A 12,893-nucleotide genomic window follows, 5' to 3' on the forward strand; every position below is an offset into this window, starting at 1 on the left:
CGCCACTCACTCAGGCAGCACGTGCCAGCGGACTGGTCTCTTCGACCATGCTTTTCAGCTTCTGGCTCGCATGAAAGGTCACGACACGACGCGCCGTGATGGGAATCTCTTCGCCCGTCTTCGGATTGCGGCCGGGCCGCTGCGGCTTGTCGCGCAACTGGAAATTGCCGAAACCGGACAGCTTGACGGCCTCGCCACGTTCGAGCGCATTGCGGATCTCGTCGAAAAAGGTCTCGACCATATCCTTCGCTTCGCGCTTGTTCAGGCCCACTTGCTCGAACAACAGTTCGGCCAGTTCCGCCTTGGTCAAGGTGGGTAAATCTTTTTCCGCTTCCTGGCGCACTTTGGCAACCAGCATGGCCCGATGCAAATCGGCGGCCAGTGCGGATTGCAGTACGGCGGAATCAACGTCGCTGTTATTAATTTTCCTGCCCTGCCTTTTCTGTGCGCCCGAGCCTGCCACATGGCAAGCTCGTCTACGGTTGACGACGGAAAGGCCGTCACGCAAGGCGACGGCCGTCCGGTAATTACGAACGCAGTTTCGCGTCGTGGCCCTGCTTGGCCGCATCGATCAGGACAGCCATCAGGCCGTCGACGACATCGTCTTGCAGGGTGTTTTGAGTATCTTGCAAGCTAATCCGGAAAGCAAGGCTTTTTTCATCCACTTCCAGCCCTTTTCCACGATATTCATCAAATAAAACAATGGCTTGCACGATACGCGCTGCCGGGCTCGACTTGGCGGCGGCATGGAAGCTGTCGAGCAGATCCTGCACGGCCACCGATTGCTTGACGACCACGGCCAAGTCGCGGCTGGCGCCAGGGAATTTCGAGATTTCCTGGTACGACGGCACGACTCGTTGCGTCAAGGCAGCGGCATCGACTTCGAACAGCACGGGCGCCAGCGGCAAGTCGTACTTTTGCATCCAGCGCGGGTGCAATTCGCCGATGAAACCGATGACCTTGCCATCGAGCTCCACATTGGCCGAACGGCCCGGATGCAGGGCCGGATGCTCCGCCTTGGTGAAACGCAGGACCAGCGGTGCAAACAGCGCTTCCAGGTCCGCCTTCACGTCGAAGAAGTCGACCGTGCGCGCAGCCTGGCCCCACTGCTCGTCGGCAACCGCGCCATAGGCCATGGCCGCCACGCGCTTCGGCTGGGCGTAGCCAGCCACCGACAAGGGGCCGTTTTCCACGCTGTCGTCGCGCTGGTAGATGGCGCCCACTTCGAAGATGCGCACGCGGTTCGTCTTGCGGTTCAGGTTGTAGCGCACATTGGCGATCAGGCTGCCGATCAGCGAGGAACGCATCACGCTCATCTGGCTGGCGATCGGGTTCTGCAATTTGATCGGGTTCGTATTGCCCGAGAAATCGAGCTCCCATGCCGTATCGACAAAGCTCATGTTAACCACTTCCTGGAAGCCCAGGTCGGCCAGCTCATGACGTACCGCAAACAGGGAGCGGGTATTTTCCGGTGCAATCTGCATCACGTTCGCAGCCACAGGCGGCAAGGTCGGGATGTTTTCAAAGCCGTACACGCGCGCCACTTCCTCGATCAGGTCTTCCTCGATCTCGATGTCGAAACGGTAGCTGGGCGACGTCACGGAAAACACGCCGTCCGCCAGGGTGTATGGCAGGGCCAGGCGCGTGAAGATATCGGCGATCAGCTCATCGTTGAGCGGCACGCCGATGACTTTTTGCGCGCGCGCCGTGCGCATCGACACGGGCTGGCGCTGCGGCAAGTTCACCACGTGGTCGTCGACGGGACCGACCGTCGTGGCCGGCGTGCCGCAGATTTCCACGATCAGGGCCGTGATGCGCTCGATGTGCTCGACGGTGGTGGCGAAATCGACGCCGCGCTCGAAGCGGTGTGCCGCATCGGTCGAGAAATTCAAGCGGCGCGCGCGGCCTTGAATGGCGTTCGGCCACCAGAATGCCGCTTCCAGGTAGATGCTGTCCGTATCGTCCGACACCGAGCTGGCGTCGCCGCCCATGATGCCGGCCAGCGATTCGATTTCCTGCTCATCGGCAATGACGCCGATCCACTCGTCGACGGCGATGGTGTTGCCATTCAACAGCTTGACGGATTCGCCCGCCTTGCCCCAACGCACATCGAGGCTGCCGTGGATCTTTGCCAGGTCAAACACGTGGCTGGGACGGCCCAGTTCCAGCATGACATAGTTGGAAATGTCGACCAGGGCCGACAGCGGACGCTGGCCGCTGCGCTCGAGGCGCTGCTTCATCCAGTCCGGCGTGGCTGCCTTGGCGTTCAAGCCGCGGATGACGCGGCCCGTGAAACGGCCGCACAGGTCCGGCGCGCTGACTTTCACGGGCAGGATTTCGTCGCTGGAAACCGGCACTGTGCGGAACTGCGGCGCATTCAGGGGCACGCCCGTCAATGCCGACACTTCGCGCGCCACGCCCAGCACGGACAGGCAGTCCGCCTTGTTCGGCGTCAACTTGATGGTGAATTTCAAGTCGTTGAGCGCAAAGTAATCGCGGAAATTCTGGCCGATCGGCGCGTCGTCCGGCAATTCCATCAAGCCGGCGTTTTCTTCCGACAATTTCAATTCGCGCGCGGAGCACAGCATGCCTTGCGACTCGACGCCGCGCAGCTGGCCCACCTTGATTTCAAACGGTTTGCCATCGGCGCCAGGCGGCAGCACGGCGCCCGCCATCGCGCACACGACTTTCAAGCCCGGGCGCACGTTCGGCGCGCCGCAGACGATATTGAGCATGGTGCCCGTGCCGACATCGACCTGGCACACATTCAGGCGGTCCGCATTCGGATGTTTTTCCATCTCCAGGACCAGGCCCACCACCACGTTCGAGAACGGCGGGGCGACAGGATCGACGTCCTCGACTTCGAGACCGGACATGGTCAGCAGATGGGCCAGTTCGTCCGAAGTCATCTTCGGATCGACCATGGTACGGAGCCAGTTTTCGGAAAATTGCATAATCAAGCCTTCAAAGGGTCAAAGCTCACAGCGCGAGCGCACAGGCGCTCAAGCGCCATGAATCAAACGGAACAACGCTTAGTTGAATTGCTTCAGGAACCTTAAATCGCCTTCATAGAACAGGCGCAGGTCGTTGATGCCGTAACGCAGCATCGTCAAGCGTTCCAGGCCGGAGCCGAAAGCAAAACCGATGAATTTCTCGGGATCGAGGCCAAAGTTCTTCACCACGGTCGGATGCACCTGGCCGGCGCCCGACACTTCCAGCCAACGGCCTTTCAATGGACCGGAGCCAAAGGCGATGTCGATCTCGGCCGACGGTTCCGTGAACGGGAAATACGATGGACGGAAGCGCACTTGCAGGTCGTCCGTCTCGAAGAAGGCCTTGACGAAATTCAGGTACACGCCCTTCAGGTCGGCAAAGCTGATGTCTTCGGCGATCCACAGGCCTTCGACCTGGTGGAACATGGGCGAATGGGTGGCGTCGCTGTCGACGCGGTAGGTGCGGCCTGGCGCAATGACCTTGATCGGCGGCGTGTGCGTGCGCGCGTAGCGCACCTGCATCGGGCTCGTGTGCGTGCGCAGCAGCAAGGGCTTGCCATCGGTATCGTTGCCGTCGATGTAGAAGGTGTCTTGCATGGAACGGGCCGGGTGGTTTTCCGGGCTGTTGAGCGCCGTGAAGTTGGTCCAGTCGTTCTCGATTTCGGGGCCGTCGGCCACGTCAAAGCCGATCGAGCGGAAGATTTCCTCGACCCGTTCCCACGTGCGCATCACGGGATGGATGCCACCGGGCATGCGGCCACGGCCTGGCAGGGTCACGTCGATCGCTTCGGCGTTCAGACGACCTTGCATCTGGGCATCGGCCAGCGCATCACGGCGCGCCGTCAGCGCGTCCTCGATCTGCACTTTGACGGCGTTGATCAGGGCGCCTTGCGCCTTGCGCGCGTCCGGGTCCAGCTTGCCCAGGCCCTTCATCATTTCAGTAATCTGACCAGTCTTGCCCAGGTAGCGGGCTTTGGCGTTTTCAAGTGCGGCAGCGTCTGCGGCGGCGATAAAGTCAGCCTGGGCCGAGACGACGAGTTCTTCTAGGGAGTTCATGCGGCATTTCCTGTTTTGGACATCAATTCTGGACTCGCTTATCTAAAGTCCAACAATCAAAAACGGAAACGGGGCATAAGGTTCACACCCCTGCCCCGCTCTTTATGACAACCGACCTAATCTGCTGCGCGTCGTGATTTACGGTGTGCGATGCTCACCGTACCTTCGTACGGTTGCGCTTCTCGACCGCAACTCCCTTCCGCTCGCGACGATTTTGTCGGTCGCCGTTCTAACGTCACCCTACGGATGACGTTGTGCAATGACCGATGCTTACGCAGCGATTTTTGCTTTAACTGCGTTGACAATCGCAGCGAATGCTGGCTTGTCCATCACAGCCATATCGGCCAGGACTTTACGGTCCAGTTCGATATTTGCTTTTTTCAAGCCGTTCATGAATACGCTGTACGTTACGCCATGCTCACGGGAAGCGGCGTTGATACGGGCGATCCACAGGCGGCGGAAAACGCGTTTCTTGTTGCGGCGATCGCGGTAAGCGTATTGGCCAGCGCGCATAACTGCTTGCTTGGCAACACGGTATACACGGCTGCGGCGACCACGGTAGCCTTTAGCTTGAACAAGAATCTTTTTATGACGGGCACGAGCTGTAACCCCACGTTTTACTCTAGGCATAGTAACTCCTTAAATTGAGTGTGAGATTAAGCAGTCGGCATCATGCGCATGACGGATGTGACATCCGATGCGTTGATGTTACGGGTACCGCGCAACTGACGTTTGTTTTTGGTGGTTTTCTTGGTCAGGATGTGGCGTTTGAACGCGTGACCCGACTTGACTGTTCCACCTGGACGCACGCGAAAACGTTTTTTCGCGGAGCTTTTGGTCTTCATTTTAGGCATAGCAATCTGTCCTCTTACGGACAGCTCCATTTATAACAGGATTGCAGGTGGCAACACGACGCTGCGCTTAGATGCCTGCTTTCACATGTTGTGCAGCGGATGCGAGTCCACTACAGTTCACGCGGCCCGGGCATTGCTGACCGGGCCGCGCAAATTCTGCCTGGAATCTGGTGTCGCGCCCATGCAGGCACAAACCACGTCGATCCACAGTAAAACGCTATTGTAGCTTACTTCTTCTTCTTAGGCGAAAGAACCATGATCATTTGGCGGCCTTCCATCTTCGGGAACTGCTCGACCTGGCCGTACGGCTCCAGGTCGGCTTTCAGACGTTCCAGCATGCGGAAGCCAATATCCTGATGCGCCATCTCACGACCGCGGAAACGCAAGGTGATCTTGGTTTTATCGCCATCTTCGAGGAACTTGATGAGATTACGCAACTTGATATTGTAGTCACCATCATCAGTCCCCGGACGGAATTTGACTTCCTTCACGAGGATGATCTTTTGCTTCAATTTGGCTTCGTGAGCTTTCTTTTGCTCCGAATACTTAAATTTGCCGTAGTCCATCAAACGGCACACCGGTGGCTGCGCGGTAGGCGCAATTTCCACCAGGTCGACGTTTGCCTCTTCCGCCAGACGGAAGGCTTCAGCCAAACTTACGATACCGAGTGGCTCGTTATCGACCCCGCTTAAACGCATTTCAGGGGCAGTGATTTCGCCATTGATGCGATGTGACTTGTCAGTAGCTATTGTAATTTCCTTTAAAAATCTTGTAAGACGGTCGTGCAGCGAGTTTCCTCGTCAGGCCTTGGTGTCGACTTCATGTTTGAGTCGCTCAATCAGGGCATCGACGGACATGACGCCCAGATCGACATTGCCCCGCGCCCGCACGGCCACTGTATTCGCATCCCGCTCTTTGTCGCCAATCACTAAGATGTAAGGCAATTTTTGTACGGAATGTTCACGTATTTTATAGGTAATCTTCTCGTTACGCAAATCAGCCTGTACGCGCAGCCCCGCTTTGCGCAGTTTTGTTGTAACTTCCTGTACATAGTCGGCTTGAGCGTCGGAAATATTCAACACCGACACTTGCACTGGCGACAACCACAGCGGCATGGCGCCCGCATAGTGTTCGATCAGGATGCCGATGAAACGTTCCAGCGAACCGACGATCGCGCGGTGCAGCATGATGGGCACCTGGCGCGTATTGTCCACGGCCACGTATTCCGCACCCAGGCGGCCCGGCATCGATGGATCGATCTGCACGGTACCTACTTGCCATGCGCGGCCCAGGCTGTCTTTCAGGTGGTATTCGATCTTCGGACCGTAGAACGCGCCTTCGCCCGGCAATTCCGTCCATTCCACGCCGCAGGCGCGCAAGGCCGAACGCAGCGATTCCTCGGCGAAATCCCACGACTCTTCCGTGCCGATGCGGTTATCCGGGCGCAAGGCCAGTTTCACGTCGATATTCGTGAAGCCGAAAGCCGTGTACACATCCATCGCCTGCTGGTGGAACGCCGTCACTTCGCCGGCGATCTGCTCTTCCAGACAGAAAATGTGACCGTCGTCCTGCGTAAAGCCGCGCACGCGCATCATGCCGTGCAAGGCGCCCGACGGTTCATTGCGGTGGCATTGACCGAATTCGCCGTAGCGCAATGGCAAGTCGCGGTAGCTGCGCATGCCATTGTTGAAAATCTGGATATGGCCAGGGCAATTCATCGGCTTCAGCGCATAGGCGCGGTTTTCCGATTCCGTGATGAACATGTTTTCACGGTAATTGTCCCAGTGACCGGTTTTTTCCCACAGGCCACGGTCCAGAATTTGCGGCGCCTTGACTTCCTGATAGCCGTTGACCTGGTACACATTGCGCATGTATTGCTCGACTTGCTGCCAGATCGACCAGCCTTTCGGATGCCAGAAGATCAGGCCTGGCGCTTCTTCCTGGAAATGGAAGAAATCGAGCTGCTTGCCCAATTTGCGGTGATCGCGCTTTTCCGCCTCTTCCAGGTTGTGCAGGTACAGTTCCTGGTCTTCCTTCTTGGCCCAGGCCGTGCCATAGATACGCTGCAGCATCTCGTTTTTCGAGTCGCCGCGCCAGTAGGCGCCGGCCAGCTTCATCAGCTTGAAGACTTTCAGCTTGCCCGTCGATGGCACGTGGGGGCCGCGGCACAAGTCCGTGAACTTGCCTTCGGAATACAGCGACACTTCCTGGTCGGCGGGAATCGAGCCGATCAGCTCCGCCTTGTACGCCTCGCCGATGCCCTTGAAGTAGTCGATGGCTTCGTCGCGCGCGACAACCTTGCGCGTGACTTGCTCATCCTTCTTGGCCAGTTCCGCCATTTTCTTTTCGATCGCCGTCAAATCTTCGGGCGTGAACGGACGCTTGTAGGCGAAGTCATAGTAAAAGCCGTTGTCGATCACGGGACCGATGGTCACTTGCGCGTCAGGGAACAACTCCTTGACGGCATACGCCAGCAAGTGGGCCGTCGAGTGGCGGATCACTTCCAGGCCGTCCGCGTCCTTGTCCGTGACAATCGCCAGTTCCGCGTCCTGCTCGATCAGATAGGAAGTATCGACCAGTTTGCCGTCGACCTTGCCGGCCAGCGCAGCCTTGGCCAGACCGGTACCAATATTGGCCGCAACCTGGGCCACGGTGACCGGGCCGTCGAATTGACGGGCGGAACCATCGGGAAGTCGGATTGTAAGCATATTGATCTCCATATCGGCGCTGGCGCCAGGTAAAACTGCAATGTGATGGGTAAAATACTGAAAGGAAAACGCAGACGCAAAAAAACGCGGACTAGCCGCGTTTTTCACTTTCTTGAGACAAAGGAAACCCGTTCGACTAGCGTCACTCCCAAAGCTTGGTAGTAGTTCGCGGTGTCATAACCGGTTTTACCTTTCTCTCTAACTGCATTCTGGTGGGCGGTGAGGAATTCGAATCCCCGACCCCTTGGATGTCGACCAAGTATTCTAACCAGCTGAACTAACCGCCCGTAAAACTTTTGTTGATCATTGTATTTCAAATGACCGCTTGCGGCTTGCGCCAGCTTAAAAAACCATCTACTGCCAAATTCTGGTGGGCGGTGAGGAATTCGAATCCCCGACCCCTTGGATGTCGACCAAGTATTCTAACCAGCTGAACTAACCGCCCCGAAGACCAGCATTATAGAGAGGCTTTCCCAGAATGACAAGGGCTGTTTTACAGGAAACTTTAATCATTTCCCGGGGCGTCAGTCCCCTTTATATGGAGATGGCCCGGCACACGCGGAATGCCGCTAGAATCGCGGCATGAACTCCACCATATTAGCCTGGCTGAAAACCCTGAGCCGCATCTGCGGTTTTGAAACGGCCGACTCCTTCCCGCCCGGCCACCCATATGCGCGCACGCGCTGGGAAGCCGCATATTTCGATATCGCCTCCGACGTGAAGCCGGACGAGATCGAACGGCGCATCTGCGCGGCCATCGCCAACACGCCGAGCGTCTTCGCCTACATCACCAATCCCACGCCGCGCATGCAGCGCGCGCTGCTGAACGTGATCCACGACCGGCTGCGGCGCCAGCCCGGCGCGGGCGCCACGGACCTGGTCTTGTTATTGATCAATGCCTACGCCAGCGACCACATCACGGAAGCCGTGCCCGGCCTGCGCGCCCTGATCTACAACACGGAGCACGAAGACACGAATCTGCGCGTGCATGCCATCCTGGAATTGCTGGTGGGCACGCCACGGGGACTCGATGTAATCGACATGTAGTCGTCACGCATGATTGGCGGGAACATAGCGTGCCCGCAAGCGCATGAACGGCGTTTCCACTAATTTATATAAAAGCCAGCCCGTGGCGATGCTCACAGCGATACTGACCAGTATCGCCGTGAGGCCATCCGGCCCGTAGCCAAAGTCTTGCAACAAGGGTCGCAGCAAAATGCACAGCTGCTTGTGCAGCAGATAGATCGCATACGACCACAAGGCCAGGCTGGCGGCGCCCGGCACGCGCAGTGCATAGAGTGCGCTGGCGGGACTGAGCGCCGCGATCAGCAGCAGGGTAAAACTGGCCGCCAGGGCCGGATAGCCGAACACCGTCACCCAATAGCCATAGTGATCGGTGAGAAACACATAAAACATCAGCGCCGTGCCCGCGATTCCCGCCAGCAAGCTGCGGTTGCCGTAAGAGGTCAGGCGCGACCAGGCGCCAAAGTGGTAGTTCTTCAGCAGCGCCAGCGCCACGCCCGCCACCAGCTCGTCGAAGCGGCACCACGACGCGTAATAAATATACTTGTAATACCCGAGGCCGCCGCGCGGCACTTGCACGTATTCATCCCACAAATAGGCGCGCACCAGCATGCCGACGATAAAGCTGGCGGCCACGGCCAGCCAGGCCCACAGCAGCGACTTGCGGCAGGCGGCGATCATCAGGGCCGCGGCCGGCAGCAGCACATAGAACTGCTCCTCTACGCACAAGGACCACGCATGCGAAAACGCCGTGCCCGGCGTCAGATTGATGTTTTGCGTAAAGGTCAGGAATTTCCACAGGGGCAGCAGCGCGCTATCGCCGCGGAACGCGGGCCACAAGTAATACAGCGCCAGCACGGCATAAAAACTGGGCAAGGTGCGCAGGAAGCGCCGCGCATAGAAACGCGGCAAGGAAAAGCCATGTTCGCTGCGCAAGGCCGCAAAAATCTGGTTGCCGATCAGATAACCGCTGAGGGCAAAGAACAGGTCCACGCCCACCCAGCCGATTTCGCCCCAGAAACCAAACGCCCCACCCTCGCTAACGAACAGCAAATAATGGTTCATGAAGACAAGCACGATGGCCAGCGCGCGCAAGGTATCGAGGCCGTACAGGCGGGAAGGATGGGAGGTACTGGACATGGAATCGGCAAGGGAAAACAACGGTGGCGCCGATCATGCCACGCCGCACGCCGCCATGGCCAACTTTTTACAGGCGTCCACGGCGAATCCCGCTAAAATATGCCGACCCCGCTTTCCCTTCCCGCAACAGCATAGGATATGTCCAGCATGAGCAGCGCACTCCACTTCAAATCCATCAACTACACGGGCCAGGGCAGCGGCCCGCGCCTGATCGTCACGGGCGCCGTGCACGGCAATGAAACCTGCGGCACCAAGGGCATTCACCGCGTGATGGCTGAACTCGACAGCGGCGCCCTCTCCATCGTGGCCGGCAGCGTCACCTTCGTGCCCATCACCAATCCGCTGGCCTATGCCAAGGGCGTGCGCAGCGGCGACCGCAACCTGAACCGTAATCTGTTCCCGAACGACAATCCGCAGGATTTCGAAGACCGCATCGCCAATTGGCTGTGCCCGCTGTTGGGCCAGCACGACGTGCTGCTGGACTTGCACTCGTTCAATGCCGACAGCCAGCCCTTCGTCATGGTCGGACCACGCAACAACGATGGCCCGCTGCAGCCGTTCAAGCACGAGGACAAGGAACGCGCGCTGGCGCGCCGCCTGGGCGTGCGCCGCTTCGTCGACGGCTGGCTGCATGCGTACGGCCAAGGCGTGCAGCGCCGCCTGGGCAATAGCGACCAGGTGGGCCTGGTCTTGCGCTACGGCGTGGGCACGACCGAATACATGCGCTCGACGGGCGGCTACGCCTTGACCCTGGAATGCGGCCAGCATGCGGACCCGGCCGCGCCGGATGTTGCTTACCGCGCCATCATGAACACCTTGGCTTTTTTGGGTTGCATCGACGCGCCGCAGCCGGAAGCGATCGCCGACGCCGACATGGAAGCGCTGAACATGGTCGTCGTGCACGACAAGCTCGATGCGGGCGACCGCTTCATCAAGACCTGGTCCAGCTTTGACAAGGTCAAACAGGGCGAGCAGATCGGCGTGCGCGCGGATGGCACGCCCGTGACGGCCGAGTTCGACGCCTACATCCTGTTCCCGGACGTCAATGCGGCGGCGAATGCGGAGTGGTATTACCTGGCAAGGGTCGCCGCCAGCTTTTGATCAGTGGCCGACCGACTTGGAAAACAAGTTAATGACGAGCACGCCGGCAATGATCAGCCCCAGGCCGATCAAGGCCGGCGTGTCGAGGCTTTGCTTGAACCAGAACCAGCCGACGGCGGAAATGAGCACGATACCCACGCCTGACCAGATGGCGTACACGATGCCGGTAGGAATGACCTTCAAGGTCAGGGACAGGCACCAGAAGGCGATGCTGTAGCCAATCACGGTGATGACACTGGGCCACAATCGGCTAAAGCCCTCGGACGCCTTCAAGGCGCTGGTGGCGATGACCTCGGCGATGATGGCGATAGCCAGGTAGAAATACGTCATGGCGAGACTCATGCTGGCATCCTTTATTGTGGGCTGAGCAGTTTCAAGCCCAGGATGCCCGACACGATCAGGGCGATGCAGGCGATGCGCGCGGCGCTGGCCGGTTCGCCCAGCACCATGATGCCGAAGATGGCCGTGCCGACGGTACCGATGCCCGTCCAGATGGCGTAGGCCGTGCCCAGCGGCAAGGTGCGCAAGGCCAGGCCCAGCATCACTACGCTACCCAGCATGGAAATGGCGGTCAATACGGATGGCACGAGGCGGGTAAAGCCGGCACTGTATTTGAGGCCGATGGCCCAGCCGATTTCCAGCAAGCCCGCCAATACCAGAATGATCCACGCCATACTTTTCTCCCGAGGCGGCAGGGTCGTCCCCGCCATACAGCCCCGTCATCGAGCAGGGTCGTCCCCACTGGAGCAAAGGGAAAAGTATACCATTGGGTGAAAACTCTTGCCGCCAGCACATTTTTTCTAGTGCGGCCGCTCCAATCGAAAGTTGCCAAAAAACATGCTGATGGCAGCATAATTGCCGCATCCATTCACTTTCGGGAACAATGATGCTACTTCTGGCCCAAATCCTTACCGCCCTCATCCTGCTGCTGCACGTCTACATCGTGCTGCTGGAAACCGTGCTGTTCGATGCGCGCGGACGCAAGGTGTTTGGCCTGTCCAAGGAAAAGGCGGAGATCGTGCGTCCCGCCATGTCGAACCAGGGTTGCTACAACGGCTTTCTCGTCGCCGCCCTGACGCTGGGCTTTTTTCACCCGGACGCGGCCATCGCCTATGCGTTCACCGTGTTCGGCCTGGCCTGCATCGCCGTGGCCGGCGTGTGGGGCGCAGCGACCGTCATGACGCGCATCCTCTACCTGCAAACCGTGCCTGCCGTCATCGCCCTGCTGCTGTTCCACTTCGCCTGATACCTGCCAGGGCGGCCAGCCGGCCGCCCTGGCCCGCTCCGCTCCGCACTGCCTGCGCATACCCCAAATGGGTGATGTTTCCAAAAAACATGCCCGATACAATTCCTTGTAGCAAAAATACCACCAGACACATGGTGGCAAGTCACAGTCCACAGGGGAAATCATGCAAGCACATCCAACCACCTTTGCCGTCACGTTGCTCGGCTGCCTCATGCTGTCCGCCTGCGGTGGCGGCGGCAGCGACGGTAGTGGCTCCGGCAGCGGTTCCACCAGCGCCGGCGGCACCAGCGGCACCTCGGCAAACTGCCAGTACAGCAATCTGATCAGCGATACGGAACGCAAGCAGGCCAGCGCCTGCGGCGTCCAGGTATCGGGCAACTACGCCCAGGCGGACTCGGGATACGACAGCGTGGTCGCCGCCTGCAAACAGGGGCAGAAAACCGTTGCCGATACCTATTACAGCGGCACGTACCAGAAAATGGTCGACTACGCGCGCTCTGTGAGCAAGGAGCTCGGCTGCGGGCAAAACAATGGCCCCACCTTGCCCAACAACACGGCGGCAAGCAACTACAATTTCTGTGTCAAGAGCACCACCGTCAGTGGTAAGCTCAGCTATGAAGGCGCTTGCTACGGCCCCGTCAAATCGGGCGAAGGCGGCTGCGGCAGCGGCTATAACTATGTCAGCCAGTATGCCAGCCTCAGCACGTGCACATCCGGCGGCAAAAGCTGGCTGGAATCGCGCTAGGGAAGCCGGGCGGCCGTAGCAAGGGCC

General features: G+C 59.0%; 14 protein-coding genes and 2 tRNA genes. 4 read left to right on the forward strand and 12 right to left on the reverse strand.

Annotation, left to right across the window (positions count from 1 at the left end; genetic code table 11):
* Window positions 1-10: 10 nt before the first annotated feature.
* From BLT98_RS05165 to BLT98_RS05205, 9 genes are all read right to left on the reverse strand, one after another.
* Window positions 11-358 carry an integration host factor subunit alpha gene (locus BLT98_RS05165; protein ID WP_010399205.1) on the reverse strand — a complete coding sequence of 116 codons (348 nt, stop codon included), beginning with the start codon at window positions 356-358 and terminating at the stop codon, window positions 11-13.
* 169 nt (window positions 359-527) lie between these two features.
* Window positions 528-2,954, reverse strand: coding sequence for a phenylalanine--tRNA ligase subunit beta (gene pheT, locus BLT98_RS05170; protein ID WP_092605723.1), 2,427 nt, complete (start codon window positions 2,952-2,954; stop codon window positions 528-530).
* A 78-nt stretch (window positions 2,955-3,032) separates the two neighbouring features.
* Window positions 3,033-4,049 (reverse strand): phenylalanine--tRNA ligase subunit alpha, encoded by a 1,017-nt coding sequence (pheS, locus tag BLT98_RS05175; RefSeq protein WP_034751917.1) that lies wholly within the window; start codon window positions 4,047-4,049, stop codon window positions 3,033-3,035.
* A gap of 270 nt (window positions 4,050-4,319) precedes the next feature.
* Window positions 4,320-4,679: a 50S ribosomal protein L20 gene (gene rplT / locus BLT98_RS05180; RefSeq protein WP_010399214.1), complete on the reverse strand. Its 360-nt coding sequence runs from the start codon at window positions 4,677-4,679 to the stop codon at window positions 4,320-4,322.
* Window positions 4,680-4,705: 26 nt separating this feature from the next.
* The gene (gene rpmI, locus BLT98_RS05185; RefSeq protein ID WP_038493025.1) at window positions 4,706-4,903 is read right to left on the reverse strand and encodes a 50S ribosomal protein L35; all 198 of its coding nucleotides are present in this window, start codon (window positions 4,901-4,903) and stop codon (window positions 4,706-4,708) included.
* Window positions 4,904-5,130: 227 nt separating this feature from the next.
* A complete protein-coding gene (gene infC, locus BLT98_RS05190) occupies window positions 5,131-5,652 on the reverse strand; it encodes a translation initiation factor IF-3 (RefSeq protein WP_071650129.1) in 522 nt (173 codons plus the stop codon).
* 51 nt (window positions 5,653-5,703) lie between these two features.
* On the reverse strand, window positions 5,704-7,611 hold the full coding sequence (thrS, locus tag BLT98_RS05195) for a threonine--tRNA ligase (protein ID WP_034783228.1): 1,908 nt from the start codon (window positions 7,609-7,611) through the stop codon (window positions 5,704-5,706).
* Window positions 7,612-7,821: 210 nt separating this feature from the next.
* Window positions 7,822-7,898 (reverse strand) — tRNA-Val (locus tag BLT98_RS05200).
* A gap of 81 nt (window positions 7,899-7,979) precedes the next feature.
* A tRNA-Val gene (locus BLT98_RS05205) sits at window positions 7,980-8,056 on the reverse strand.
* A 137-nt stretch (window positions 8,057-8,193) separates the two neighbouring features.
* Between BLT98_RS05205 and BLT98_RS05210 the strand changes: the two genes are divergently transcribed.
* Window positions 8,194-8,658, forward strand: coding sequence for a hypothetical protein (locus tag BLT98_RS05210; RefSeq protein ID WP_034783177.1), 465 nt, complete (start codon window positions 8,194-8,196; stop codon window positions 8,656-8,658).
* 3 nt (window positions 8,659-8,661) lie between these two features.
* Here BLT98_RS05210 and BLT98_RS05215 read toward each other — a convergent pair whose 3' ends face one another.
* On the reverse strand, window positions 8,662-9,774 hold the full coding sequence (locus BLT98_RS05215) for an acyltransferase family protein (protein ID WP_170846296.1): 1,113 nt from the start codon (window positions 9,772-9,774) through the stop codon (window positions 8,662-8,664).
* Window positions 9,775-9,921: 147 nt separating this feature from the next.
* On the opposite strand from BLT98_RS05215, the gene BLT98_RS05220 reads away from it, so the two are divergent.
* A complete protein-coding gene (locus BLT98_RS05220) occupies window positions 9,922-10,875 on the forward strand; it encodes a M14 family metallopeptidase (RefSeq protein ID WP_244517390.1) in 954 nt (317 codons plus the stop codon).
* Here BLT98_RS05220 and BLT98_RS05225 read toward each other — a convergent pair whose 3' ends face one another.
* Both BLT98_RS05225 and sugE read right to left on the reverse strand, forming a co-directional pair.
* Window positions 10,876-11,205: an SMR family transporter gene (locus tag BLT98_RS05225; RefSeq protein WP_070280339.1), complete on the reverse strand. Its 330-nt coding sequence runs from the start codon at window positions 11,203-11,205 to the stop codon at window positions 10,876-10,878.
* Window positions 11,206-11,228: 23 nt separating this feature from the next.
* A complete protein-coding gene (gene sugE, locus BLT98_RS05230) occupies window positions 11,229-11,549 on the reverse strand; it encodes a quaternary ammonium compound efflux SMR transporter SugE (protein ID WP_034783172.1) in 321 nt (106 codons plus the stop codon).
* 212 nt (window positions 11,550-11,761) lie between these two features.
* Between sugE and BLT98_RS05235 the strand changes: the two genes are divergently transcribed.
* Both BLT98_RS05235 and BLT98_RS05240 read left to right on the forward strand, forming a co-directional pair.
* The gene (locus BLT98_RS05235) at window positions 11,762-12,121 is read left to right on the forward strand and encodes a DUF1304 domain-containing protein (protein ID WP_092606938.1); all 360 of its coding nucleotides are present in this window, start codon (window positions 11,762-11,764) and stop codon (window positions 12,119-12,121) included.
* A gap of 163 nt (window positions 12,122-12,284) precedes the next feature.
* Window positions 12,285-12,866 carry a hypothetical protein gene (locus tag BLT98_RS05240; protein WP_092605727.1) on the forward strand — a complete coding sequence of 194 codons (582 nt, stop codon included), beginning with the start codon at window positions 12,285-12,287 and terminating at the stop codon, window positions 12,864-12,866.
* Window positions 12,867-12,893: the final 27 nt, after the last annotated feature.

It is taken from the genome of Janthinobacterium sp. YR213, from assembly GCF_900099875.1.
Taxonomy (GTDB): Bacteria; Pseudomonadota; Gammaproteobacteria; order Burkholderiales; family Burkholderiaceae_D; genus Janthinobacterium; species Janthinobacterium lividum.